Genomic DNA, 26,375 nt, shown 5'->3' with positions numbered 1-26,375 from the left:
CATACTGGTACAAAACCATACTATTTTAGGTTGTCCGCCTGCCATGAGGCAAGCGCCGTCTCTGCCTGAAGGGCGGAGAGTTCCAGAAAGGCGCCGACGATGTGGTAAAGGCTGCTGGTGCGGGCCGGTTCCGCAAGCGGGCGGCCGCCTTCGGCGAGGTTTTCCCACCAGCTTCCGGGCAGCGGATGGTCGAGAAAGCGCAGCAGGCCCCGGCAGGCCTCGGCGGCCCGCGCCCGCGCCGTCCGGGCCGCGTCCGGCGTCCCGGCCAGACGCGCCCGCAAGGCCCAGGCCTTGATCCGCTCGGTCTGGGGCCAGAGCCGGGCGGTCGGCTCCGCCATTGCCAGCGCAGGGTCGAGCAGGCTCGCGGCGAGTCCGTCGGCATTCAGCCCCCGCGTCTCGGCCAGATCGATCAGCCCAAAGCCCGCCGCCCGGGCCTCGGCCCGGCCCCGCAGCGTGCCCCAGCGCAGCAGGAGCCAGCCCCATTCATATTGATGCCCGGGCTCGACCGCATTCTCCGCGCCGGGCGCGATCTGCCAGTCGCCGTCGAAAAGCTCGCGCAGCGCCCCGGTCGCGGGATCGAGGAAGCGCGCCAGACAAAGCCCGGCAATCTCGTCGGCCAGCGCCTCGAAACGCGGATCGCAGGGCCCGGTCGCCAGCCATTCGAGACTGGCCTCGAAAAGATGCATATGCGGATTGGACCGAAGCGGCAGCCTGCGCGGCATGGCCTCTTCGAAGCCGGCCCCGGGATGCCGCCAGCCGGCTTCGAGCCGGGTCAGGATCTGCGTCGCGAATGCACGGGCCCGGATGCGCGGCAGCACCGCCCCGGGCGCGGCCGCCAGCGCGAAAAGACAGAAAGCGATATCGTAGAGATCGTAGCCTTCGGGCCCGCCCGCCAGCGGCGCGATCCGCCCGTCTGGCCGGATATGGGCGCCAAGCAGCATGTCGCGGGCATGTCCGGCCAGCCGGATGCTGTCGCCGCCGAGACCGGCCCCGGCAAGCCTTGAGAAGGCGTAAAGCTGGCGCGCCGCGACCCGGGCCCGGCGCGGCATCGCGACCGGATGCCCGTCCACCGCGATGCGTTCGTGAAAGCCCCCGGCCGCATCGCGCACCCGTCGCGCCTGAAACGGCAGCGCCCGGGTCCCGATCCAGTGCCGGAAGGCGGCCAGCGGCGCGGCCACGGGATCGGATCCGGTCTCGTGCGGCCCGGGGGGGCGGATCAGCTCGAAGGCAGGGGGCTCGACGGGCGGGATCATACGGGGCCTCCCCGGCTGCGCAGCAAGCGCTCGACCAGCCGGTCGAGATTGCCGCCGGTGAACAGGACACCCTCGAGCCCGGCCGCCCGGGCCGCCTGCATGTCGCTGTCCTTGTCACCGATCATCGCGCTGCGCGCCCAGTCGATGGGCCAGCGCTCCTTCAGTTCCAGCAGCATGCCGGGGCCGGGCTTGCGCCGGTCCGAGACCATGGCCAGCGCCGGCACGCGGCCATCGGGATGGGTCGGGCAATGGCGCTCGTCATCGATATGGGCGCCCGCCGCCGCCAGCTCGCGATGCATATGCGCGCGAAGCGCCAGGTAATCGGCCTCGGTATAATAGCCCTTGGCGATGCCTGCCTGGTTGGTGGCGACGAAGGCGTACCAGCCCGCCTCGTTGACCCGGCGCACCGCGGCAATGGCGCCTTCGGTCCAGTCGAGCCGGTCGGGATGGCCGACATGGCCGTGGTCGAGATTGAGCACCCCGTCGCGGTCGAAGACGATGGCCGGACGCCGCCTTTGCGCCGGAACGAGTCGCTGCGCCGCCTCGAAATCCTCCGGCACGCCGATGTCGAGGAAGAACCCGGCCCGCTCGATCCCGGCCAGCAGCCCCTCGGCCGCAAGGCGCGGCAGCACCTCGGCCTCGAGCGAGCCCTCCTCGACCAGATGCGCGACGATCCCGCGCGAGAAGCAATAGACGCCGCCATTGATCAGCGCGGGGCTAGTTTCGGGAACGGTGGTCTCGGCGCCGCGCGGCGCAAAGGCGCTCAGCCGCCCGTCCTCGAGCCTGACGGTGCCGTAGCGGCCCGCCTCGGCCACACGGCGCAGCGCAAGCGCCCCCAGAAGGCCCGGCCGCGCGGCCTGGGCCGCCGCCAGATCGGCCAGAAGGATGTCGAACCAGCTGTCGCCGTTCAGCATCAGGAACCGCTCGTCCAGACGGTCGCGCGCCTGCCAGAGCGCGCCCGAGGTGCCCGCAGGCCGGGCCTCGCGGGCGACCTCGATCCCGACCGGGCGGGGCAGGCTGACGGGCAGGTCCCGGGCGAAGGCCTCGATCCGGTCGGCCGCGAAGGCCGCCAGCAGCAGCACCCGCTCGACCCCCTGCCGCGCCAGCTCGGCGATCAGGACCGCCAGGAAAGGCATCCCGCCGACCGGCAGGAGGGGCTTGGGGCATTGCGCGGTCAGCGGCCCGAGCCGGGTGCCCAGACCGCCGCAGAGGATCACCGCCTGGCGCGGCAGGGGCGAGCTCAGCGCCGGCATGGCATCTGCCAGCTCTGACAGCCGGCCTCGGTGAAAACGACCGGGGCGGCATCGCCGTCGATCTCGCGCAGGGCCGCGATCAGGCCATGACGGCGCGGCGGATCGACGAGGAAGAACATGAAACCGCCGCCGCCCGCGCCCGAGACCTTGCCCGCCTCGGCGCCATGGGCCAGCGCATGGGCAAACATCTCCTCGATATGAGGCGAGGAGACGGACTTGGCGGTGGCCTTCTTGGCCAACCAGGAATTGTGCAGGATCGCCGCCAGCCCGTCGAAATCGCCGGTCATCAGCGATCGCTTCATCTGGATGCTGTCGGATTTCAGGCTGTGCATCGCCTCGACGGCGGCACGGTCCGCTTTCTGCACGCTGGCGGTCTGGCGTTCTATGATATCGGCGGAATGGCGCGACACGCCGGAAAAGCAGGTCACCAGACGGCTTTCCAGCTCGTTGAGAATGTCGCGAGGAATGCGCAGCGGGTTGACGATCACCCGGTCGCCCGCCAGGAACTCGATGAAGTTCACGCCCCCGAAGGCCGCGGCGTACTGGTCCTGCTTGCCGCCCGCGAGACCCAGATCGAGGCGTTCGATCTCATAGGCCAGATGCGCCACGTCATACTGGCCGAGCGGCGCCCCGAGATGGGCGCGGAAGGCATCGACCAGAACCACCACCAGCGCCGAGGAGGATCCGAGCCCCGACCCCGCCGGCGCCTCGACATTGGTCTGGATCGTGGCGCCGAAGCGGCGGCCACCATTGAACTCGGCCACCATCCGTTCATAGACACCGCGATGAAGCGCAAGCCGCGCCCCGGACAGGTCGTCATCGGGCCCGTAGCTCTCGGAAAGCCCGAGATCATTGGCGATGAAGGCGATACGGCCATCGGTGCGGGCCTCGATCGAAGCGAAGGCGAAGCGGTTGATCGTGACATTCAGAACCGCCCCGCCATAGAGATCGCAATAAGGCGACAGGTCAGTGCCCCCGCCGGCAAGACCAAGGCGCAGCGGCGCGCGGGCGCGGGTGGTCAGGGGACGGTCGGACACAGCCCGGACTCCTGATAAAGGGCAAAGAGGGGGTGGGCGCGCAGGGCCGGGAAATCCTCGAGCGCGGCAAGGATCGCGCCCAGATCGGCAGCGAAACCGGGGCTTTCGAAGGGCAGCGTCCCGGTCGCGGCATCGGTCAGCCGGATCTCGCCCACCAGCCCTTCAAGCGTCGCGTTATAGTCGCGCCCGGCCCGCAGCTGCGCCTGCCGCCCGGCCCCGACCCGCCAGGGCGCGCGGAAATCGGACCGGGCGGCGGCCAGCGGTTCGAGCGCGCGAGCAAGCCGCAGGGAGTGCAGCCCGGCGCCATTGGCCAGCAGCTTGAAGCCCAGAAGGCTTCCGCCCAGCCTGGGGTTTTCGCTCTGGTACCGGTCGCCGCCGAAATCGGGCAGACCGGCCGTGGCAAGGAAATCCTGCACCACGTCGCCCTCGGCCAGCCGGCTGCAGTCGTAAAGCCGCCAGTGGCAGCGATTGGCGAATGTCTCCCAGCGCGCGACGAAGCGCCCGAGCTGCGGATTGAAGCCCCGCTCGAACTCGAAGAAGCCGGAATACAGGCCGGCCTTCTTGACCTCCTGGGCATAGGCGCTGAGCGCATAGTCGAGATATTCGCGCAGATAGCAGACCATCTCGACGTAATGGTCGCGGCAGAGCACGCGCAGCGCCGCGAAATCGAAGCAGTTCTGGAACGCCTCGCTGGTTAGTACCAGCGTATGCCCGCCTTCGGCCGCCCCGGCCAGCCGCGCCCGCCAGCCATCGGCGGCATCGGCGCGGCGCCGGGCCTCCTCCACGGGGCCGGAGCAGCAGTCCAGCGCGATCCTGTGATGGGCGGCACGGTCGGCCGGTTCGGCCTCGGGCCCCTCGTCGCCGCCGAAATCGGGCACGACGATGCCCTCTCGGGCATAGGCCGCGCGGTGCCCGGCCAGATAGCGCTGCACCGCCGAGGTCCCGGTCTTGTGGCGACCGATATGAAGCACGAGCCGCCGGATCATGGCGCTTTGCGAAACCACATCAGGGTGCGCTTCATGCCGGTTCCGGCGATCACCCCGATCTCGAAGGAATCCACCATCTCGACCAGATCGCAGCCGAATTCAGCGAACAGGTACTCGACGGTGGTGATGCTCAGCGCCCAGAAATTGCCGTTTCCCTTGCGGTGCCAGTTGATGAACTTGCAGTCGTACTTGTCGGCCCCCTCATAGGTCATGGTCTCGAGCAGGACCTCGCCGCCGGGCTTCAGCGACAGGCAGGTGTTTTTGACCCCGCTCCAGACATCGTGAAGGTGATAGAGCAGGCCGCAATGCAGGATGAGGTCATAGGTTCCGTGGGCCACGAAGCTGTTGGCATCGGCCGTCCGGAAATTGCAGGGCGCCCCGCAGAAGGCGGCAATGGCCGAGCCGCGTTCGACCGCCTGCTGGTGAAACTCGACGCCATCGACCCGGCAGCCGAGATATTTCGCCATGAAGACAGAGTTGTAGGCCTCGTTGAACCCCAGATCCAGAACGCGCTTGCCGGCGAAGCGCGCCAGATCGGCCCGGGCATGGAAGCGCCGCAGCTTGGCCATGCAACGCGGGTTCGGCACCTGGTCGTTCTGTGGAAAGGTCTCGGTTGTGACGCCGTTCGAAAACCGGAACACCGACCGCCAGGGCGACTGCGCGGCGCAGAAGGCCTCGGTCGCTTCGATGCTGCGATCGGTCGCGATGTAGAGAACGTCATCCTTCAGCCGGTCGGCGATCTCGGCTGAAAGGGTATGAGACAGGTTCGTCATGTGATCTCACCTTCCCGGTTGGCGCCCGAAGGCGTTGCGGAGGGTCTCAGCGGTAGCGGTCGTAAAGGGCGTAATCCGAGGCGTTGGCCATCACCGTGCGGGCCAGCAGATCGGCCGGAAGCGAACGTTCGAGCGCGGCCAGTTCCTCTCGCCAGTCCTCGACCGGCCGGGTCTGGTTGGCCAAGGCACCGGACAGCCGGAAACCGGGGACATGGCGCGCGACATTCGCCTCGATCCGGGCGGCCGAGGCCTCGAAATCCTCGACGATGCCGACCCCGGTCAGGGAGTCGATCTCGTCGAGCCGCTCGGTCGCGACACGGATATCGCCGATATGGCGGGGATGATCGTTGGTGAAGGGGCTGTGGCTGCCGTCTTCCGCCATCGACAGGACGCAGGTCTGGTAGTTCTTGCCGTTATACATGCCGATGAAGCCCGCAAGCCATTCGGGGAAGCCCACGCTTCGTGCCATTTTCCCGACCGGCGTGTCCCTGTGCGCCTTCGAGATCGCCTCGAAGCGGTAGACCGAGGCCAGCCGCAACAGCGGATGGCGCAGGAACACGATGGGCAGGGCCGTGATCCCGGCACATCTGTGCACGGTCGGCACGAAGGTATGGCAGGAAAAGCCGCGCATGCCGGGATGGGCGCGCAGCACCTGCCGGACCAGCGCCGCGTTGAAGGCGGGCGCCCTGCAAAACCGCCGATCCTTGTCCAGCTCGATGAAATTCCCGTCACCGACGGCATTACGGATCGCAAGATCGACGCTGGTGCCCGCATTCTTGTAGACGTGGTAATGCACCAGGACGACCGGCGCGGCCTGGACAACGGCATCGGCGGCAAAGGCGGCTTTTCGGCGTCTGTTCAGGATCATGCCTCGCATCCTTCCGAAAGCGCCGCCCCGCGGGCCGAGGCCGGGACAGGCGGATGGCCCACACTCCCGGTGAAGCCGGAGAACTCCGCCGGGATCGTGGTCAGGCCCCGTTCGAAACCGGCCGGATCGAGGATGCGGCTATCTGTTTCCGGCCCGATTTCGCGACCCGCGCCGAACATGTCGCGCAGGACCCGGTTCCGGGAGGTTTTGCGCCGCGGCCGCTCTGTCCTGTCCCGATCCGGATCGATCCGGCCGCGACGACGCGCAGGGGCCTGCGGCAGGGCCAGCATCGGCACATCTTGGTCCGGCGCAGGCATGTTCGCGATCAGCCTGAATGCCGGAAGGGTTTCCGAAACCGACAGGCTCGGGTCCATGGCCGGCAGGCCGGGCGCCAGCGGCAAGTCCGCAATGGCGATGAAATCCGCGATCACGTCACCGTCGATCGGGCGGCCGCGGTCGCAAGGGCCCCGGGCCGAGCGACGGGAATTGGCCTTCCCCCGCGCGACGAAGACGGCAATGTCGAAGGCGGAATGGCTTTCGGGATCGGAGAAATCGCTGGAAAGCGCGCTGGCCTTGACGGTCCGGGCATCGGACCGGGCCAGATGGGCCAGATTGGTCAGGTCCTCGCGCCGGGAACAGATCGTCTCGATCCCGACCCCGTCAGCCCCGCCGGCACGCAGGTCCGGATGCGGGACAGTCCGAAACCCCTCGCTGCTGAGGATCAGGGCATGCGCCTCCGCGACCCCGTCCCGAAAGGCGGGACGCAGCGCCGCGAGCTTCTGGCGAAGCTGCCCGCGCGGGCCGTTCAGGCGGCGCGCCGGATCGCGCTGTCCTGCCTGCGCACGCCTGTTTCCCGCCGATCGACCGTACCCCGCCACCGGATTGCAGCCCCCTGCCCCGGACAACCCTGCCCTGCGGTTTTCAGGGCAAAGCCGAAGCCCGGTAGTCCCGGTCTCGTATCGGCCGATATGCAGGATCATGCGTCGGGTCATTCTCATCTCACATGGTCGAAAACACCGATTTGCCCCCTGGCCAGAGCCGCGATCAGCGGATGGCTGGCGACCCGATCGAACTCTGCGAATTTCGGCAGGATCGTTTGCATGTCCCGTTCCAGGCTGGTGAGATCGAAGATCCGGTTCCCTGCCTCGAAATCGACTTCCGGAACCTCGCCGAAAAGATCTCTCAAGGTCCGGTTGCAGGAATTGCCCCCCCGCATCCGTTGTTGCGTGGGAAGATCCACGTGGATCGGCCCGCGGAAACGTGCATGCGCCATTGCCAGATCATTCATCGGCGCTCCGAATTCGCGCATATGCAGCCCCAGCATGTTCAGCAGCAGCTTGAAACCGAGCAGATTGCCCGAGATCGTCAGGTTCGACTCGGACGCGTTCTGCGGCGGCTGCAAAGGCAAACCCGCCGTGGCAACGAAATCCGCGATCACATTGCCCTCGATCAGCCTCGCGCGATCATAAAGCCGCCATTTGCAACGCCGGGCGACCTGCCCCCAGATCATCATGAAACCGGGCAGACCGAGACCGAAACGTTCCTCGAAGAAGGTGAAATCGGTGGCCAACCCCGACCCCTTGATTTCCTGGGCATAGGAACTGGTCACATAGGCGAGATATTCGCGCAGATAGCAGATCGTCTCGATCTCGAACCCGTCCAGAAACTCGGCAAGAAGGTCCAGATGCGCGACATTCTGGAACCCCTCGCTGCTGAGGATCACGGTATGGGCGTTCCTGACCTCGTCGAGAAAGGCCGGACGCAGGGCCATCAGCCGCTGTCGCACGATGTCGCGCGGTCCCATCAGACTGCGGGCCAGGCCATGATGCGCGCACTGGTCCTCGCGGGACTGACCGGGCGACAGGTCGCGCCCCGACCGGGGATAGCAGAACCCGGCCTTTTCCAGCTCTGCCCCGCGGCTTTCAAGGAAAAGCTGGAGCCCGGTGGTCCCGGTCTTGTGCCGGCCGATATGCAGGATCGCGCGTCGGGTCATTTTTCTCTCATATGGTCGAAAGCGAAGCATTTTTCAGCAGGTCGAAATCCGGCTCGGCCCGGGGAACGACCCTGTCCCTGTAGGTCCAGTTGAAATAATCGGGGATCGTTCCGGCATAGCTGCCCGGCACCCAGTACTCCGACAGCTTCTGGAAATCCGCGCGGAACAGGTCGTCGAAAAGATCGGACTGGTAACCGGCACTGAATTCGCGGGTCCAGATCTCCTGCGCCTCCATGCAGGCGGCGGCGGTTGCAGGATCCATGTCCTTTATGATCTCATGCCCGCGATCATTGCAGATATAGAACTGTCCGGCCGGCAGATACGCCTCGTCCCCCGCGCTGTTGCGAATGCAGACATTCTCATCCCGCGCATAATAATATCGCGGATGCCCCCTGCCGTTGGAAACCCTGGGAATTTCCGCACCGCGGCGCGTGTTCGGTGCATCAAAGCCGGTCCGGTCGAGAACGAAATCGTAAAAGCGATCGAAGGCAGCCGCGTCCTCCTCGAGAAAGAAGAACATGACATTATCCCGGCCGAAGCTGTCGACATAAAAGCCCACGATGTCCGACAAGAGGCAGCCGATCAGCTGATCGGACCGAACAGCCTCATCGAAAGTCTTGCGATAGGGATCCGACAGGCAACGCGAGTCCGCCGAATGCCGCTCCTGCCCGAATCTTGAATAAGGCTGAAGAAAATGATGGTAAGCCGACATGCTGCGCGACACGGGTTCGCGGATGGTGAAAACCACGAACGGGTTTTCGACGCTCTTCCGGATTCTCTCCACAATGCTCTTGTGCCAGGAAGGCTCGATGACTGTCGTGTAGCCCGGACTGAATTCGAACCTCAGGGCACCGGCATCATTCCCGTCGACGTCGAAGACATTCTCATAGGGGAAATCGCGATCCTTCGCGAAGAAGGAATACTCCTTTCCTTCGCGCGGCCCGTAGCAGTGCTTTATGTTATGAAACAGGAAGTCCAGTAATGTCGTTCCCGACTTTCCCGGCCCGGGGCATATCAATGCTGACTTCATTTCCTCAGCCTCCCGTTTCTTGCTACCGCACCAGCCGGACCGCGCCCTCGGCCACGCGGCCGCGCCAGTAGTCCAGGAGGTCGCGCATCGTCGTCTCGAAGGGAATTTCGGGCGCCCAGCCGGTATGGGCGCGGAACTTGGCGGTATCGGGCACCTGCAGGTCGGCATCGATCGGGCGCAGGCGCTCGGGATCGGTCTCGACCCGGATGCTGTCGCGCGCCGACGAGAGGCCGATCAGATGCTCCAGCATCTCGCGGATGGTGCAGGTATGCTCGCCGCCGATATTGTAATAGGCAGCGGGCAGCGGCTTCACCGTCACCAGCATGTAATAGGCCCGCACCGCGTCGCGCACATCGGCGAAGGTGCGCAGGCTGTCGAGATTGCCGACCCGGATCACCGGAGGAATGGCATTGGCCTCGATCAGCGCGATCTGCTTGGCGAAGGACGATTCCGCGAAGACATCGCCCCGGCGCGGCCCGGTATGGGTGAACATCCGCGTCGTCATCACCTTCATGCCATAGGCCTCGCCGTAGAACCGGCCGATGAGATCGGTGCCCACCTTCGAGATCGCGTAGGGCGAGGCCGGGTGGAAGGTGCATTCCTCGTCGATGGGCAGCTTGTCGCGTGGGACCCGGCCGAAGACCTCGGAAGAGGCGCAGACATGCACGACCGCCCCGGGCACCGTCCGCTTGATCGCTTCCAGAAGGCGCGAGGTGCCCTCGACATTGGTGTCATAGGTCTCGAGCGGGGCCTCGAACGAGGTCTTTGGATAGGATTGCGCGGCCAGGTGGAAGACATAGTCGGGCCGGGCCTCCTCGACCGCGTGCAGCAGCGAAAGCGAGTCGCGCAGATCGCCATGCACGAGGCGCAGCCGGTCGCGCTGGTTGATGCGGTCGGTCAGATGGGCGATGTTGTCCATCGGGCTGCGCCAGCGGGCCATGCCGGTGATGTCCCAGTCGGTCTCGGCCAGCAGGAAATCGGTCAGGTGAGAGCCGACCATTCCGGTGATCCCGGTTATCAGCGCGCGCTTGGGCATTCAGGGCAACCTCGTCTCGACTGGTTCCGGAACGGAAGGGGCGGCGGCGAGCATCCAGCTCAGGGTGTCGGCCAGCCGATAGCGCGGCACATGGCCGAGGCGCCGGGCCCGGGCGGTGTCGCAGGCCTGAAACCGCATGTCGCCCGTGCGGATGAAGCGTTCGTCGCGGCGGATCTCGGGGGCGTGGCCGCTGATTCGGGTCAGGGTTTCCAGGATCTCGGCAATGGCCGTGGCCCGCCCGCTTGAGACATTGACCGCGTCGAGGCTGCGCGCGGGGGCATCGAGCGCGCGGGCCAGAATATCGGCGGCATCGCGGATATCGACGAAATCGCGGGCGATGGCGGTGTCGCCCATGGCGATCTCGGGGGCGCGCTCGGCAAAGGCCCGGACCAGCTTCGGCACCAGATAGCGCGGGTTCTGCCCCGCCCCCATGCAGTTCGAGGGCCGCGCGATCGTGATATCGAGCCGGTCGCGATACCAGCCCGCGAAGACCTCGGCCAAAAGCTTCGAGGCACCGTAATGGTTGGGCGGCTGTTTCGGGTCGGTCTCGCGCTGGGGCGCGGGCCCGCTGTCGCCATAGACGCTGGTGGCGCTGACCAGCAGGAACCGGCCCGGCAGCCCGGCCGTCGCGGCGGCCTGCAACAGCCGCTCGGTCAGGAAGGCGTTCGTCTCGTAGAAGGCGCGGGGATCGCCGCCCGCGGGGTTCGATTCCGCGGCCAGATGCACCAGATCGGTGACGCCATGACCGGCAAGCCAGGCGGCCAGCGTCCCGGGATCCGAGAAATCGGCGGCGGCGCGCCCCATCGGCACGGTCTGCCAGCCCCGCGCGGCCAGGACCGGAACGAGATGGCCGCCGACGAAACCGCCGGGGCCGGTCACGGCGCAGACCCGCGTGCCAGCACCGCTCATCTGGGCTTCTCGGCCACGAACAGGGCCTGACCGGGGCCGAGATAGCCGAATTCGCGCGACCAGTAATGAAAGATGAAGGGCCGCCGGAACCCGGCCTCGCGCAGCATGTCCATCACGTCCCAGCCGAAATGGCGGAAGCACAGCGCGCCGCCCTCTTCGTCGACCGGGTTGCCGTGGATCTCGGCGGGCAGGTGATGGACGATGCGGCCGTCGGACGCGAGCTCGGCGCGGATCGTGCTGGGATAGCGGTCGAGATGTGCGGGCACGCTGAAGATCAGGGTGCCGCCCGGTTCGAGCACCCGGAATGCCTCGGCGAAGGCGCGCTCGGGATGCGGCACATGTTCGAGCACGTCGAAGCTGAGCAGGTAATCGAAGCTTTCCGACTGGAAGCTCAGCGCCTCGAAATTCTCGTTCCGGACCCCCTCGAACATGCCGCCCTTCGGCACGCGGTTGCCGAAATACTCGCTGCCGGTCAGCCGGGAGAACCGGCGGGCCAGCACATCGTAAAGCACGGTTTTCTGTTCGGTGATGTAGATCCGGCTGTCCGGCGCCGGATCGAATTCCTGCAGGAACAGGTGAACCGAGGCGCGCACGCGGTTGGGCAGGCCGCAGGAGCGGCAGGCGACATGCTCGCGCCAGTTCGGAACGGGGATGCCCTCGGCATCGGTCGCGCCGCTGTAGAGAAAGCTGGTCACCATCGGATGGTGGCCGCCGCAGACCGCGCAATAGCCCGGAAACTCGAACGCCTCGCGGCCGTCCCTGGGTGTCAGAACGGCCTCGGTCGTGCGGCGGCTCTCGATCTCGCGGGTCTCGGCCGTCAGAAAGCCGAGATACTGCTCCATGGTGAAGGCCTGCCGCGCGAGCAGGAAGGACTCGGGCCTGCTCCATGAGGTCGCCCCGCCATCGCCGGGCGTGTGCTCATTGCTGCCCGCCGCGCCGTTCCAGAAGAAGGCATAGGGCATCTGCCTGAGCCGCCGGTTCTCGGGCGCCGTCAGCCTTGCGCGGTAGCGCCGGACCAGCGGCCCGTAACCGAACGAGTTCGAGATGTAGAACATGCCGCTATGGCGCGACAGCTGCTCGACATCCTCGAGGATGATACCGCTGTAATGCACGAAGCGGAGCGGCTGGCCGTTGCATTGCAGCGCGCTGTCGGGGCCGTGGATCCGGCGTTCGTGCAGGTTCCAGTAGGCGACATTGTAGCCCGGATGGCGCAGCACATGGACATTGTCGAGAAAGCCCGGCAGCAGATCCATCCATTTCTGGTCGACGAAGATGCCGCGCGGCAGGTCGATGATGCACTGGTCGACCATCCGCCGCGCCCACCAGCGGACCACATCGGCCACTGCCTCGGTTGCGCGAAGCGCAATGAAGCCGAGATTGTAGATCCCGTAGCGCAGGAAATGGTCGTCCTCGAACTCGGCGCGTTCGGCCGGTTTCAGGACATGCGGCGTCAGCACCGCCGAAGCGCCCGCATCGAGAGCCCCGGCGACCTCGATGAGCGGGCTGAAAAGCTCGATATCGGGATCGAGATAGACCACATGGGGCGCCTGCTCTGCCGCCTCTGCCCGGCTCTGGGAGAATTCCCTCAGGAAGCAGTAGGGTTTGATCGCGGTGCAGAGCTCGGTGATGTTGTAGGTCCGGATCATCCGCTCGAGCGCGGGAATGCCCAGCACCTCCAGCGGCGCGACAGTCATCCCCAGCGCCTCGGGGTCGTAGCCCATGTCGCGATCGCAGAGATAGACGGTGAAAACCGCGTCGGGATGGGCGCGACGCACGCTGTCGCAGAGGATCCGCGCCCCCGGCAGGAAATTCCGGGCACAGATGGTGAAGAAGCGCAGCGCAGTCCCGGTCCCGGCCCCGGTCTCGGGGACGACACGAAGATACGGAGCGGCCATGGTCCCGTCCTTCATGCCGAGACCTCGTCGAGCAGCGCATTCAGTTTCGCCGCGACCGCGCGACGCGAATAGCGGGCCTCGCAGAAATCGTATCCGGCGCGGCTCATTCGGGTCCAGAGCATCTCGTCTCCATGAAGGCTGAGAACGGCCTCGGCAAAGGCCTCGGGGGTATCGGCGACGAGGATGTCGCGACCGGCCTGCAATCCCATGCCCTCGGCCGCCAGCGAGGTCGCGACGCAGGGCACGCCATGAGAGAGGCTGGTGCCGATCTTGCCCTTGATGCCCGCCCCGTAGCGCAGCGGCGCCAGGCTCAGCCGCACCTGTTCGAGGGCCGCGCCCAGATCGGGCACGAAGCCCAGCGCCTCGACCCCTTCGGGCAGGCGGTCCCGCAGCCGCGCGGGGAAATGCGGTCCGACGATCTTCAGCACCATCTCTGGATCGCGGGCCCGGATCGGCGCCCAGAGCTCATCGAGAATGTATTCGACCGCGTCGATATTGGGATGATGCGCAAAACCGCCGATGAACATCAGCCCCCGGCGCTGGCTGTATCCCGCCCTGGGCGGGCTGAACTCGTTGACCATCGGGATCAGGTGCAGATTGGCATGGCCGAGCGTCGGCGAAAGCTCGTTCATCTCGGCCTCGGACAGAAGGATCGTCGCATCGCAACGCTGAATGATGTCGCGTTCACGGGCGAAGGTGGTCTGGGCCGCGAAGGCACGCGCGGTGCTTCCGGCGATCCGCGCCTCGCGCAGCTCGCGCAGGCCGTGCAGATCGACGGTGTTGAACACCAGCCGCGCCTGCGGAAACCGGGCGCGGGTCCGCTCGACGAATTCGCCGCCGGCATAGATCCGGGTCAGCAGGAAGGAGAGCCGGTCATATCCCGCGGCGGCGATATGCTCGCAGGCCTGGGCATAGTTGCGCACCACCGGATCGGTCAGGCAGACCACGCCGCGCGCCGCCAGCGCCAGCGCATAGGGGTTGTCCCACATCCGCCGGGCGGTGCTGTAGAACACCACCTCGGCGCCGCGCTCGAGAAAGATGTCGATAAAGTTCGACGCGGTGACCGAACCGGCATCCTGATCGGGCATCGGCGGCACGCTGTCGACGAAGATCACGGCGTCGGCCGGCCCGGGATTGTTCGGCAACCTGCCGTCATCGGCTTTCGCCGGTTCCGGCGGCTCGGAGGGCTCGTCATCCGACAGGACCAGGGCGCAGCCCTGCACCGCGAAGACCGGCCGGCCGGACCCTGCCAGCGGGGCCGCGAGCCGGACGATGGCCTCGGTCATGCGAGGCCCGTCCTTGCCCCGGACCCGGGCCGCGGCATCGCGCAACGCCTCGACCCGGGCGAGGCCGAAGCCCGGATCGAGCATCGCCGAGGGTTTCAGCCGGAACTGGAACGGATCGAGGAAATGGGCATCGCGCCCCAGCGCCACAAGGCCCTCCTGGCCTGCCCGCACCCGGAAGCCGGAGCGCCAGAGCCGACCGTCGCCCCGGACCAGCGAGGCCCCGGCATGGGCAAGCACGGGATCGTGCCGCAAGGCCGCCCCGAGGAAATGCCAGGCCGAGATCGCGGGCGAGAAGGCGACCTCCCACAGCCCCACGAATTCGCCATCGAGCCCCTTCAGCACGGCCTTCAGATCGGCCAGTGCGGCATCGGCGGTGCGGTTCCAGTATCGCAGCCGGTCGCGCCCCTTGCCCCGGCGCCGCCCGGCACTCGGGCTCAGCACATGGACCGTGCCGGTGGTCAGGGCCAGCGCCTGCTGGATGCGATCGGCCGGTACATCGCCCGTGCCATCGCAGAACAGCACAAGCGGAAAGCTCACCGGGCCGGGCGCGATCCCGTAGGGAAAGCCGCGCCCCATCAGCGTATCGGGCAGCCTGGTCAGGTCGAGCCGCCGCAGCTGCGAGGCCGCGATACAATCGAGCGGCGTGAACAGGCCGGAGAATTTCAGCACCGGCATCTCGCCGGAAGAACTGCCCCCGTCGCCAGGGTCATGCGAGATGACCCGGCCCTCGGCGCGGCCGAACCTGACCCAGTGATAGAACGGGTTCAGGCCTGCATCGCGGACATCGGGATTGATCTCAAGATAGCTCATCCCGTCGAAATCGGGACGGGGATTGCGGCCTTCCCGGGCACCGTAGCGCACGTAATGCACCAACGGCTTCATTCCTGTTTCGGCGACATCGGGGTATTGGGTCAGATACCAGCGGGCATCGAAATCGCGGGCGATCGCACGAATGACTTTCGAATTGCGCAGCGCCGCGCCGACTCGTCCGATCGGTGAAACCATGGTCGATCCCTTGCGGGCTATCGCCGGATCATTCGCCTCTCGGTCAAAGGCTCACTCGATAACAGGGAATTCAACATCGCACGAGAAGGCGACACATACAGGAAATCCGGAACACGTGCCCGTAAACAAACTTTCCTATTTCGATTAATTCATACACGTTCGCCCAGGAGGTTTCAATTCAATTACCAAAGCAACGCTTGCTTGTGCGGATCGTCGCCAGCGACGCGACGGCTCCCCCTCCCGTGAGTTGCCTTGGCCATGGCCATCAGCTACCACGGGGAGACTGCTGAACGAAGACGGGCTGACATGACGACCTCACGGCTCGCGGCCACGCGGCGGGTACTCAAGACATTTTTCTGGATGCGGATGCGCGGGCGCCGGAAGGGCATCGCGCTGCCATTCGACCATGATCGCCCGGGTCAGCTGGATCTGCAGACAGCAGACGGCGTCATCCGGATCTCGGCAGGTGCCGCGCGCATCGCGCGGGTCGGCTCCGAGGCCGCGACGATGCTGCTGGCCCCCGATGCGGAAGGCAGGATCAGGCACGATCTTCCAGGCATGCGCTTCCTGACCTGGCACGATGTCCGAAGTGGCCAGGAAATCCGGGTGCCGCTGTTTCGGGCCCGCGATTACGCCTTCGGCGGCCTGCGCGCCGCGCTCAGCCTCATCCTGTTCCCGTTTCGTCACAATGCCGATCTCATCGGCTATTTCCTCAGGGGCGACAGCGCCGCCGGCGACCGGCTGGAACGCGCGCTGCTGCCGCAGCTTGTCGATGCGGACCATATGCCCGAGGCAGGCACGGAGCTTGTCGGCGACTGCCCGATGCCCCCCCTGACCGAGCCCGTCGACATCGTGCTGCCGGTCTATAACGCGGTCGAGGTGCTGACGCTCTGCCTCGAGCGGATCGCCGCCAACACGGCGGAGCCGCACCGGTTGATCCTGATCGACGACGCCTCGCCCGACCCGGGGGTGCGGCCGCTGCTGGAAGATTTCGTCCGCCGCCATCCGCAGGCGCGGCTTCTGGTCAATCAGCAGAATCTGGGTTTCATCGGCACCGTCAATCGCGGCCTTGCCGAGGCGCGGGGCCATGTCGTGCTGCTCAACAGCGATGCGCTGGTGCCGCCGGGCTGGCTGACCCGACTGATGGCCCCGATCCTCGACGATGCCTCGATCGCCTCGGTGACGCCCTTGTCGAACGATGCCGAGATCTTCGATGTGCCGGTCGAATGCCGGCCCCGGCCGCTGGGCCCGGGCGAAGCCGAGGCCGCCGATCGCGCGGCCGCCCGGCTGAACTGGCGCCGGGCACTCTGCGAGGCGCCGGTCGGCGTGGGCTTCTGCATGGCGATGGCCCGGCACTGGCTCGACCTGCTGCCCGAGCTGGATACCGCCTTCGGCCGCGGCTATGGAGAAGAGGTCGACTGGTGCCGCAAGGCCGCAGCACTGGGCGCGCGCCATGTCTGCGCCGCGCATCTCTTCGTCGAACACCGTTCGGGCAGCTCGTTCGGCGCCGAGAAGGCCGAGCGTGTGCGTGCCAACAACCGGCTGATCTCGAACCGCTATCCGGGTTACGACCTGATGGTGCAGCAATTCCGCGACAGCGACCCGCTGGTCGGCCCGCGCCTCGCGGTCGGGATCGGCATGCTCGGGCGCGGCGCGCTCCGGATCTATCTGGCGCACCGACTGGGCGGCGGCTCCGAGCTTTGGCTGCAGGCCCGGCTCGAGGAGGTACTGGTCGAAGACGCCGCGGCGCTGGTCCTGCGCGACGCGCCCGGCACCGACCGGCTTCAGGTCGAGCTTTACTGCCGCGAAGGGGTCACCCGGGGCCTGCTGGACGCCTCCGATCTGGCCGCGATGCTGGCCGGTCTCGACGCCCGGCATCTCATCTATTCCAACCTCGTCGCGTCCGAGGACCCGCTGGGGCTCATGCAGCAGGCGCTGTCCTGGCTTGCGCCCGGCGACCGGCTGTCGGTGCTGTTCCACGACTTCCTGCCGCTTTGTCCGTCCTACACGCTGATCGGCAGCAAGGGCCGGTTCTGTGGCCTGCCCGGGCCCGAGGCCTGTCAGTCCTGCTATGCCCGGCTCGCCGTCACCTCGGGCAGGCGCCCCCCCGAAATCGCGACATGGCGCGCGGGCTGGCGCAGGGTGATGGAGCGTGCCGACGAGCTGATCGTCTTCTCCGAGGACAGCCGCAACCACCTGACCCGGATCTGGCCCGGGCTGGCCGGACGGATCGTGCTGCGGCCGCACCGGCCCGACCACCTGCCGCGCCGGGTCGTCCCGCCACGGGACGCTTCGCTGACAGTGGGTGTGCTGGGTGCCATCGGCCATAACAAGGGCGCAGGCATCCTCCGCGATCTGGCCGAAAAAGCCGCACCCGATCTCGGAATCGTGGTGATCGGCAAGATCGACCCCGCCTTCGCCCATCGCCGCATCCGCGTTCACGGCGCCTACGGGCGCGACGAGATCGCCGATCTGGCCGAGAAATACCGCATTGGCTGCTGGCTGATCCCGTCGATCTGGCCCGAGACCTTCTGCTTTGCCGCGCATGAAACGCTCGCGACCGGCCTGCCGGTCTTCGTCTACGACATCGGGGCGCAGGCCGGCGCGGCGGCGGCGGCGATCAACGGCCATCTGTTGCCGCTGGGCTGCGAGGGCGAGGCGCTCGACCGCCACCTGCGGCGGCATCTGGGCGCAGGCATCGCGATGCCGCCCGCACTGTCGGCCTGAGCCCGGCAGAACAACCGACAAAGACAAGAACAGCCAGGAGAGCAGATGAGTACTGTTACCGTTTCCATTGGAGACCTGACCGGCAAGGGTGTCGAGGTTCTGCCGCGCGGCTCGTCGAAGCTCAGGATGCCACGCCGCACCCGGCTCGAGGCGCCCTGCAGCCTGAAATGGACGCAATACGAGTTTTCGATCGAGCTTGGCGCCTTCTCCTATCAGGTCTCGGGCTATTGCTTCGCCGCGCGGATCGGGCGCTATTGCTCATTCGGCGAAGAGGTGCAGATCGGCCGTCAGGACCATCCGCTGACCTGGGCCTCGACCAGCCCGATGTTCTACCTGCATGACCGGGTGTTCGAACTTGGCAACGGTTTCGCGGGCTCGGCCGAGTATCACGATTACCGCTTCGTCAATGGCAAACCGCCGACCAGGGCCAAGATCACCACCATCGGCAACGATGTCTGGATCGGCCATGGCGCCATGATCCGGGCCGGGGTGACCATCGGCGACGGCGCCATCGTGGCCGCGCGTTCGGTCGTGGCGCGCGACGTGCCGCCCTATGCGGTGGTCGCGGGGAACCCTGCCGTGATCAAGAAATACCGCCTGCCGCCCGAGCAGATCGAGTTGATGCAGCGCGCGCAGTGGTGGCGCTTCGCCCCCTGGCAGATGACCCATCTCGACGCGACCGATCCCGCGGCCTTTGCCGAAGGCGTGCTGCAGATGACCGACACGCCCGAATTCCGGCCCGATGTGATCGATCTCGGGAGCGGCGCAGCATGAGCCCGATCGTCTTCCTGCATATTCCGAAGACAGCGGGTCAGGGCATCCATGCCACGCTCGAGGCACTGGTGGGCGGCCCCGAGCATGTCTCGCCGGTCCGGGTGCATACCCAATGCCCGGACGGATCGCAGTTGCCGCCCGGTTACGATCTCTATTCCGGCCATATCGACTGGACCGAGCTCGGGACCCTGCCGCCCGATCGCTTTGCCTTCACCGTGCTGCGCGACCCGCGCGAACGGATCGCCTCTTTCTACTTCTTCCTGCAGAAAGAGGCCCGGGCACTGTCGCCCGAGGCTCTGGCGCATCCCGCGAATACCGGCAAGCGCGCGGCGCTCGAGCTTTCGGCCGACGACTATTTCTTCGGCGGCACGCCCGCCTGGCAGAACTTCGTGCGCGATCACTACGACAATTTCTATACTTCCTATCTGGCGACGCGGCGGATGCGGGGACGCCAGCGGCTGCGCAAGCTGACTGCGGCCGAGCGGCTGGACCTGGCGGCGCAGGGCGCGGCGGCGCTTCAGGGGATCTACGAGGTCAACCGGCTGCAGCGGCTGGAAGCCGATCTTTCGGCGCGGTTCGGCAAGCCGGTGGAACTGGCCGGGCGGATCGTCAATGCCGGCGAACATGCCCCGGACGAACGGCGCTGGCCCAAGCTCCTTGACCGGTTCGAACACGACGCCTCGGCCGCGCGGCTTGCCGAATTCGTCTCTCTCGACGAAAGGCTGATGGCCGAGCTGCTCTCGTCCCGCGTATCTTGATCGGCTGACGCCGGCAGGTGACACGGTCTTTCCTCCGGGCCCGGAACGGCGGCGGCCCCGGGCCTCCGGAAGGAGGAAAGCCAGGCTGGTGCGGGACGCGCTGGCCGAAGGCCCCGAAGCCGCGCTGCCACCTGTACAAAGCGGTGATCGCACGCGCGTCCGACCGCGCCTATACCCGGCCATTGCGGGGTGCGGCGGCCCGCAGGCTCTGGCACGTCGACGCCGTCGAGACCTGGGGAGGCAGAGACCGCCGACCGCGTTCCCGGCCGGATCTGGATCCTTCAGGCCCGGTTTTCCACCTGGCAGGCACTGGACGATCCCGAAGCCGCGCTCGCGCTCCTGCCCGACGCCCCGCTGGCGCCGACGCTTCTGGATCGCATGGGGCCACCGGCTGCTGCTACGGCTGCAGCGGCCACCGGCCGGATCGCCGCAGAGCGGTAACCCGGCCTTGTCTAAAAGGTCCGCCGCGGCGACCTTTCCGGACACGTCTTCCGGCATTGCGCGGCGTGGCATCCCAACCGGGAGCGCATCCGCTCCGAAATCGTGGCCGTAATCGGCGAATGGACGCGCACCGAACGGATCTGCACGCGCCTGCTAAAGTGCCAGGGACCGGATAAATCGCGGCTTTATCTGCGGGCACGCGCCAGTCTCGCGATGGGCCGCACCGGGGCGCCCGACAGCGTGCTGACGCGGCTGCCGGTACTCGATCCGGCGCATTTCCGGGGCGGCGAACAGACGGCCACGCACTGTCTGGCCTCTGGCCGGACAGAGGACGATCTCGCAGGGCTCCAAACGTCCCGACAGCACCCGCGTGCGATATCGATGTCACCTAATATGCGCGACCTCGAGCTGACCTTAAGTCACGATGCCGCCCCCCTGCGACGGCCGTGGAAACGCAGGCCGCGGAGAGGGGCAGGCGTTTCCCTGCTGGGGACCGCCCCGCCCACGCTTTCCCGGCGGGGATATCGGCGGGCCCGGCCCTTAGCAGATGGGGTGGATGGCTCCCGTCCCCGGCGTCGCAATGCGCCATACTGCAGGTGTCAGAACCTGCAACTGAGAGGAGCCACGCCATGCAAGTTAGCACTGTCGGCTTCGACCTGGCCAAGAACATCTTTCATGTCCACGGAGTTACCGCGATCGGAGAGGTTGCCTTCAACCGACCTTTGCGCCGGGCGCAGGTGCTGGCGTTCTTCGGATGACTGTCGCCCTGCCTCATCGGCATCGAAGCCTGCGCATCGAGCCACCACCGGGGCCGCGAGCTTGCGAAGCTCGGCCATACTGTCCGGCTGATGCCGCCGATGTATGTCAAACCCTGCGTGAAACGGGGCAAGTCCGACGCTGTCGATGCAGAAGCCATTTGCAAAGCCGTGACACGGCCGACGATGCGTTTCGTCGAGATCAAATCCGAGGACCAGCAGGCGCTCTTGTCTCTGCACCGCGCACGCGACTTCGTGGTTCGACAGCGCACCCAGTTGATCAACATGCTCCGGAGCCTGGCCGCGGAGTTCGGCATCGCCATCGCCCGGGGCGTCGCGCGGGCCATCGATTTTGCGAAAGGGATCATCGAGGGCAAGCAGCCGGGGTTGCCCGAGCTCGCCCGGGACGTCCTGCGGGTCCTCAGCCGACAGCTGGTCGATCTGCACAATCGCCTCGGCTGGTACGAGATCACGATGCGTATTCAGGCCCGCCTCAGCCGCCAGGCGCAACTCCTGCAGACCATTCCCGGCGTCGGGCCCGTCACGGCCTCGGCCGTGGCCGCTACGATCGGGTCGGGCCGCCAATTCCGGAGCGGTCGAGAGTTTGCGGCGTGGCTTGGCCTGACACCGCGCAATCATTCCAGCGGCGGTAAGGAGCGGTTGGGAAAGATCACCAAGATGGGTGACCGATCCCTGCGCCAGCTTATCGTCGTCGGAATGACATCGCGCGTGCGACAGGTCGCCAATCATCCGGAACGCGCCGATCCATGGCTGACGAAGCTGTTGCAGCGAAAGCCAGCCCGGCTCGCGACCGTGGCCATGGCAAACAAGACGGCACGGATCATGTGGGCCGTTCTGACCAGGGACGCGCCCTGCAAACCACACGCGGCGTAGCCCGCCGAGTGCTCGAGAGATAGCAAGACCGACGATGTGATGGTGTACCCTTCAGCCGCAACGATCAGGACGCTCCGCCGAATGTCCCGGGCGAAATTGCCCGCAAAGCAGTTAGGAACCTGATCTGCGGATCCCATCAGGGCCAGCGGTGCCAACCGCACAAACAGGCCGGACACAAGACCGCTTCTGAAAAGGTACACGCAGTCTCATTTACATCTTGCTAGGCGGGAGCCAGCCACACAGGACATTCGGTCGCCGCGCCTCAGGGATCGCGCAACCATGGCGTTTCGGTGACGGCCAGCAGCAGGCCCTCGGGGCTGAGAAAGCGCGTCACCTTCTGGCCCCACGGCTCCTGCCTGTTGGCGACCAGAAGCTGACAGCCCCGAGCCAGCAACGCTTCGGTGGCCTTGGCGATATTCTCGACATCGAATTCCAGCCATGCCTGCGGCGTCGGCAGATCGGCGGGCCACTCGTCGAGGCCGAAACAGGATTGCGCGGCCTGCACAAGCGGCCAGAGCGCGAAATGTCGGCATCCGCTCAATGCGCCATCCTCGGTCAGAAGATAATCCTTGTTCTCGCCATGGGACTTAAGCGGCAGGCCCAGTGTCTCGACATAAAGCGCGCGGCTGCGCGCGGGATCCGTGGTGATCGGCCCGAAACCGGCAACGAAAAGCACCCCAAGCCCTGAAAACGTACGGTTCATCTCTGTCTCCCCCATCTGCGCCCGGTCGCATCATCTGCGGATATGCCGCGTTCCGCAAAGGATAACCGCCCGGTCCCGAAGCTCCGGTCTCGGCCCCGAGGCCGGACCTGCGCCCCGGAAGGGTCGCCCCTCTCCCACAGCGGCGCCCCGCTGCGGGCAATGGGCGGACTGTCGCCGGGGTTCAGCCCGGTGCCGCAGCGACAGCCCGGGGATCGACGAGATCCATGCCCAGAAGATCGGACCAGAGCCGCTGCTGGCGACCGCAGGCATCCTCGGCGATCAGCGCAGAGCGGTTGCGGGCCGCGAGGGCGCGGGCCTCCTCCGGCGCCTCTGTCAGCCGCTCGATCGCGGCGATCCAGGCCTTCGGATCCGGCGGCAAGGCCAGACAGCGGCCCGCCGCCGCAGCAGCACGTCCCTCGGCCCAGGCCTCGGCTCCCAGCACCGCCGCACCGGTCATCGCGTATTCGCCGAGCTTGCTGCCCGAGCGCGCGGCGTTGAAGCCACGCGCCGCGAAATGCGGCACCAGCCCGATATCGGCCCGGGCCTTCCGCAGCCAGGCCAGATAGTCGGCCCAGCCGCGGGCGGGCAGGATGTCGACGCGGGGATGGCTCCGGACCGGGGCGGGCAGGTCGAGATTGCCCGAAACCGTCAGGCCCAGCGCCGGCCGGCGGTCGAGCAGCGCCAGCAGCGGCGCCCAGAGCGGCGCCGCGTCGCGGGCATGGCTGCGCCCCATGATCAGCGCGATCCGCCGCAGCGGGGCTGCCTGCAGGGGCGCGGGCATCTCTGCCACGGGCCAGGCCGGGGCGGTCGCGATCACGGTCTTTCCGGGCTGCCGGGCGCGCCATTGCGCGACCAGCGCCGGACTGGTCGCGACCACCGCCTCGGCAGCAGCGCCGCAACGCAGGGCGGCGGGCAGTTCGAGCGCCGCGAGCTTGGCACGATAGGCGCGCGGCAGGGCCCGGTCCCGAATCCCGGCCAGGATGTCGTCATCGATCAGATAGATCAGGCGGCGATAGCGCGGCAGCAGGCAGAGCCCCGCGAGGTGGCGCATGACGACCAGCGTGTCGCCCGCGAGAAACACCGTCGGCGCCAGCTGCCGGACCCGGCCCGCCGCGATGGCCCCGGCAAGGGAAAAACCGAAATAGAGATCGGCCGTCGGCGATTGCGGACCGGCCAGGAAACGGGGCTGGCCGAAGACCGGCCCAGGGCTCACGACGCGATGGACTTGCGATAGGCGGCAAGCCCCTCCTCGAGATCCTCGAAGAACCAGCCATCGCCGTCCTGCAACAGCAGCGCCGAGTTGCAGTAGTCGCGCAGCGTCCCCTCGGAATGCGAGACCATGATCACCTGCACCCGGTCCAGCCGCTCGGCGAAGGTGCGCTGCGCCTTCTTGCGAAAGGCCGCGTCGCCGACTGCGGTGATCTCGTCGACCAGATAGCAGTCGAAATTGGTGGCGAGGCTGACCCCAAGCGCCAGACGCGCCTTCATGCCCGAGGAATAGGTCTGCAGCCGGGCATCGAAATAGGGTCCGAGATCGCAGAAGGCCTCCACTTCCTCGACCAGATCGTCGCTGTCGGCGCCATAGATCCGCGCCACGAAGCGCGCATTCTGCCGTCCGGTCAGCGCCGGGTGGAAGCCGCCTGAAAAGCCCATCGGCCAGCTGATCCGACCCCGGCGCCGGATCTCGCCCTGATCGGGCTGGAGCGTGCCCGCGACCATCCGCAGGAAGGTCGACTTGCCCGCGCCGTTGCGCCCGATGACCGCCACCCGGTATTTTTGCGGCAGATCGAGCGTCAGCCCGCTGAGGATCCGGCGGCGCCCGCCGCCCGGCAACCGGAAGGCCTTTTCCACGGCACGGAATTCGAGCATGGCTCAGCCCCGGTCGCGGATGTTGTAATAGACCAGCAGCACCGTGGCATAGGCCGCCAGGGAACAGATCAGGACCAGCAGGATCAGCAGCCAGCGCTGCGGATAGATGCTGTCCTCGGCCAGGGTCGGCGGGATATGTACCGCCAGATAGCGGCTGGTGCGGCGGGCCTCGGCGCGGGCCTGTTCCGCCGAGGCGAGCGCGGCGGTATAGGCCTGCTGCGCGAATTCGAGATCGACCAGCAGTTCCTCATAGGAGCCGATCACGTCGACCAGCGAGGTCGGGCCCGAGGTCGACTTGCCGATCCGGCGGCGTTCCTGGTCGATCTGGCTGCGCACCGCCTCGATCCGGCGGTCGATCCGCTTGACGCGCTGATCCTCCTGACCGGCGAATCCGGCGATGGTCTCGCGTTCGACCAGCGCGCTTGCAAGCTGCGATTCCAGCGCCGCGATCACCCCCATCTGCGACTCGGCCACCTCGGTCGGGTCGATGATGTCGTTCTCCAGCCGGAACACCCGCACATTGCGGCGGATCTCGCGCAGCATCGCCTCGGCTTCCTCGACATCCTCGAGCGCGAAGCGGATCGCATCCTGCCGCGCGATGCGGCTGAGATCGTCGACCATGAAACCGCTTTCGGTCAGGATCTCCTTGGCGACGCTCTGGGCATCCTCGGGCGTGAAGGCGCGCACCTGCAGCGACAGCACGCCGGTCGAGGGGTCGACCGCGACCTTCACCATGCGCCGCCAGTAATCGAGCTTGTCCTCGCGCGAGGCATCGTCTTCCAGCGAGAAGACCGGATCGAGCGAGGGCTTGCCGTAAAGCGCCCCCAGATCGAGCGTGGCATCGACCTTCTGGATCAGCGGCTGCGAGCGGATGAAATCGTAAAGGATCTGCGAATCCGACGAGGAGGAGGACCCGACCTGGGTGAAGGCGCTGAGCGCCTCGAGCGGGTTCGAGAAATCCTCGGAGCGGACCGAGAAGGCCGCCTCGGAATGATACTGGTCGGCAGCGAAAAGCCACAGGTAAAGCGCGGTCAGCAGGGTCGGCAGGACGACCGTTGCCAGGAATCCGAACCGCATCACCCGATGGCGGGTCTGCGCCCGGGTCTCCGCCTTGTCGGAAACCGCTCCGGTGACGCGCTGGCCACCCTCGATATTGGAAGATATTTGCACGGTACAGCCCAGCTACCGGAATTGAGCGGGTAATGGTAGATGAAAGCTCCGGCGACGCAACGCCAGAGTGAACAACCCTCGTCGAGGAGGTCGCATGTCCCTGTTCCACCCACGGCCCGGTCCCGGCTGGCGCCTGCCCTCGCTGCGCGTCTTCGGCGCATTGGTGATCCGCGAGATGATCACCCGCTACGGCAGGTCTCCGGGGGGCTATGTCTGGGCGGTGCTGGAGCCCGCCGGCATGATCGCGATCCTGGCCCTGGCCTTCTCGCAATTCATCCACACGCCGCCTCTGGGCGAAAGCTTCATCCTGTTCTACGCGACCGGCTATCTCCCGTTCCACGCCTATTCCGAGATCGCGGGCGGGGTCAGCAATTCGGTCGTGGTGAACCGGCCGCTGATGCATTTCCCGATCGTGACGCCGCTCGACGCGGTGTTGGCACGGTTCTTCCTCTCGTTCCTGACCATCGTCATCGTCTGCGTGCTGGTCTTCTCGACCCTGCTTGTCATCACCGACGACCCGGTGCGGCTGCAACTGGGCCCGCTCTTCGCCGCCATCGGCTCGGCAGCGCTGCTGGGGCTGGGGGTCGGCACGCTGAACGCGGTGATCTTCGCCTTCGTGCCGCTCTGGCAACGGGTCTGGAACATCATCAACCGGCCGCTCTTCATCCTGTCGGCGGTGTTCTTCACCTATGAAAGCTTGCCCAGGGACGCACGCGAGATCCTGTTCTGGAACCCGATCGTGCATTGCGTCGGCGAAGCCCGCAAGGCGTTCTATCCGGTCTACGAGGGCAATTACGTCGTGCTCGGCTTCCCGCTCGGGGTGGCGGCCTTCTGCTTCCTCGTCGGCGGCTTCCTGCTGCTGCGCAACCGAAGCGCCGTGATCGACGTCTGAACACGGTCCCCGGACCCCGGGATTCGGCTTCGGGATTCGGCCTCGGGGGGGGAGGAGGGACCGCAGAC

The 26,375-nt window shown here is 66.9% G+C and carries 21 protein-coding genes and 1 pseudogene; 5 read left to right on the top strand and 17 right to left on the bottom strand.

The window, feature by feature from the left end; translation table 11 throughout:
- Window positions 1–20 precede the first annotated feature (20 nt).
- Genes B5V46_RS02165 through B5V46_RS02105 form a run of 13 tightly spaced genes read right to left on the bottom strand, consistent with a single transcriptional unit; the run spans window position 21 to window position 15,324 of the window.
- Window positions 21–1,253, bottom strand: a complete 1,233-nt coding sequence (locus tag B5V46_RS02165; protein WP_080615065.1) for an AGE family epimerase/isomerase — start codon at window positions 1,251–1,253, stop codon at window positions 21–23.
- On the bottom strand, window positions 1,250–2,506 hold the full coding sequence (locus B5V46_RS02160) for an HAD-IIIA family hydrolase (protein WP_080615064.1): 1,257 nt from the start codon (window positions 2,504–2,506) through the stop codon (window positions 1,250–1,252). Before B5V46_RS02160 ends, B5V46_RS02165 begins: the two co-directional genes overlap by 4 nt.
- Window positions 2,494–3,543: a dehydrogenase gene (locus B5V46_RS02155; protein WP_080615063.1), complete on the bottom strand. Its 1,050-nt coding sequence runs from the start codon at window positions 3,541–3,543 to the stop codon at window positions 2,494–2,496. The genes B5V46_RS02160 and B5V46_RS02155 overlap by 13 nt, the downstream gene beginning before the upstream one ends.
- Complete coding sequence (locus B5V46_RS02150) at window positions 3,525–4,529, bottom strand: hypothetical protein (protein WP_080615062.1); 1,005 nt, start codon at window positions 4,527–4,529, stop codon at window positions 3,525–3,527. Before B5V46_RS02150 ends, B5V46_RS02155 begins: the two co-directional genes overlap by 19 nt.
- Complete coding sequence (locus B5V46_RS02145; protein ID WP_080615061.1) at window positions 4,526–5,302, bottom strand: bifunctional 2-polyprenyl-6-hydroxyphenol methylase/3-demethylubiquinol 3-O-methyltransferase UbiG; 777 nt, start codon at window positions 5,300–5,302, stop codon at window positions 4,526–4,528. Before B5V46_RS02145 ends, B5V46_RS02150 begins: the two co-directional genes overlap by 4 nt.
- 46 nt (window positions 5,303–5,348) lie before the next feature.
- Window positions 5,349–6,170: a hypothetical protein gene (locus tag B5V46_RS02140; RefSeq protein WP_080615060.1), complete on the bottom strand. Its 822-nt coding sequence runs from the start codon at window positions 6,168–6,170 to the stop codon at window positions 5,349–5,351.
- Entirely contained in the window at window positions 6,167–7,162 is a 996-nt protein-coding gene (locus B5V46_RS02135; protein WP_155773894.1) for a hypothetical protein, read from the bottom strand. Before B5V46_RS02135 ends, B5V46_RS02140 begins: the two co-directional genes overlap by 4 nt.
- Window positions 7,163–7,164: 2 nt before the next feature.
- On the bottom strand, window positions 7,165–8,163 hold the full coding sequence (locus B5V46_RS02130) for a hypothetical protein (RefSeq protein ID WP_080615058.1): 999 nt from the start codon (window positions 8,161–8,163) through the stop codon (window positions 7,165–7,167).
- A 7-nt stretch (window positions 8,164–8,170) separates the two neighbouring features.
- Window positions 8,171–9,193 carry a hypothetical protein gene (locus B5V46_RS02125; RefSeq protein ID WP_155773893.1) on the bottom strand — a complete coding sequence of 341 codons (1,023 nt, stop codon included), beginning with the start codon at window positions 9,191–9,193 and terminating at the stop codon, window positions 8,171–8,173.
- A gap of 22 nt (window positions 9,194–9,215) precedes the next feature.
- Window positions 9,216–10,229, bottom strand: coding sequence for a GDP-mannose 4,6-dehydratase (locus B5V46_RS02120; RefSeq protein ID WP_080615056.1), 1,014 nt, complete (start codon window positions 10,227–10,229; stop codon window positions 9,216–9,218).
- Window positions 10,230–11,138: an NAD(P)-dependent oxidoreductase gene (locus tag B5V46_RS02115; RefSeq protein WP_080615055.1), complete on the bottom strand. Its 909-nt coding sequence runs from the start codon at window positions 11,136–11,138 to the stop codon at window positions 10,230–10,232.
- Complete coding sequence (locus tag B5V46_RS02110; protein ID WP_080615054.1) at window positions 11,135–13,048, bottom strand: class I SAM-dependent methyltransferase; 1,914 nt, start codon at window positions 13,046–13,048, stop codon at window positions 11,135–11,137. Before B5V46_RS02110 ends, B5V46_RS02115 begins: the two co-directional genes overlap by 4 nt.
- Window positions 13,045–15,324 (bottom strand): glycosyltransferase, encoded by a 2,280-nt coding sequence (locus B5V46_RS02105; protein ID WP_080615053.1) that lies wholly within the window; start codon window positions 15,322–15,324, stop codon window positions 13,045–13,047. The genes B5V46_RS02110 and B5V46_RS02105 overlap by 4 nt, the downstream gene beginning before the upstream one ends.
- Before the next feature lie 306 nt (window positions 15,325–15,630).
- Between B5V46_RS02105 and B5V46_RS02100 the strand changes: the two genes are divergently transcribed.
- The 4 genes and pseudogenes from B5V46_RS02100 (at window position 15,631) to B5V46_RS02085 (ending at window position 21,673) form a co-directional block, all read left to right on the top strand.
- On the top strand, window positions 15,631–18,051 hold the full coding sequence (locus B5V46_RS02100) for a glycosyltransferase (protein WP_196774316.1): 2,421 nt from the start codon (window positions 15,631–15,633) through the stop codon (window positions 18,049–18,051).
- Between the two features lie 45 nt (window positions 18,052–18,096).
- Window positions 18,097–18,825 carry a CatB-related O-acetyltransferase gene (locus tag B5V46_RS02095; protein WP_080615051.1) on the top strand — a complete coding sequence of 243 codons (729 nt, stop codon included), beginning with the start codon at window positions 18,097–18,099 and terminating at the stop codon, window positions 18,823–18,825.
- Window positions 18,822–19,583 carry a sulfotransferase family 2 domain-containing protein gene (locus B5V46_RS02090; protein WP_080615050.1) on the top strand — a complete coding sequence of 254 codons (762 nt, stop codon included), beginning with the start codon at window positions 18,822–18,824 and terminating at the stop codon, window positions 19,581–19,583. The genes B5V46_RS02095 and B5V46_RS02090 overlap by 4 nt, the downstream gene beginning before the upstream one ends.
- Before the next feature lie 1,070 nt (window positions 19,584–20,653).
- Window positions 20,654–21,673 (top strand): annotated as a pseudogene (locus tag B5V46_RS02085) (IS110 family transposase).
- A gap of 262 nt (window positions 21,674–21,935) precedes the next feature.
- On the opposite strand, the gene B5V46_RS02080 reads toward B5V46_RS02085, so the two are convergent.
- From B5V46_RS02080 to B5V46_RS02065, 4 genes are all read right to left on the bottom strand, one after another.
- A complete protein-coding gene (locus B5V46_RS02080) occupies window positions 21,936–22,376 on the bottom strand; it encodes a VOC family protein (RefSeq protein ID WP_080615049.1) in 441 nt (146 codons plus the stop codon).
- Window positions 22,377–22,557: 181 nt separating this feature from the next.
- Entirely contained in the window at window positions 22,558–23,589 is a 1,032-nt protein-coding gene (locus tag B5V46_RS02075) for a hypothetical protein (protein WP_080615048.1), read from the bottom strand.
- Entirely contained in the window at window positions 23,586–24,245 is a 660-nt protein-coding gene (locus tag B5V46_RS02070) for an ABC transporter ATP-binding protein (protein ID WP_080615047.1), read from the bottom strand. The genes B5V46_RS02075 and B5V46_RS02070 overlap by 4 nt, the downstream gene beginning before the upstream one ends.
- Window positions 24,246–24,248: 3 nt before the next feature.
- Complete coding sequence (locus B5V46_RS02065) at window positions 24,249–25,415, bottom strand: hypothetical protein (protein ID WP_155773892.1); 1,167 nt, start codon at window positions 25,413–25,415, stop codon at window positions 24,249–24,251.
- A 94-nt stretch (window positions 25,416–25,509) separates the two neighbouring features.
- On the opposite strand from B5V46_RS02065, the gene B5V46_RS02060 reads away from it, so the two are divergent.
- On the top strand, window positions 25,510–26,307 hold the full coding sequence (locus tag B5V46_RS02060) for an ABC transporter permease (protein WP_080615045.1): 798 nt from the start codon (window positions 25,510–25,512) through the stop codon (window positions 26,305–26,307).
- Window positions 26,308–26,375 lie beyond the last annotated feature (68 nt).

This window comes from Rhodovulum sp. MB263 (genome assembly GCF_002073975.1).
GTDB lineage: Bacteria > Pseudomonadota > Alphaproteobacteria > Rhodobacterales > Rhodobacteraceae > Rhodovulum.
This window is presented reverse-complemented; position numbering and strand designations above follow the sequence as displayed.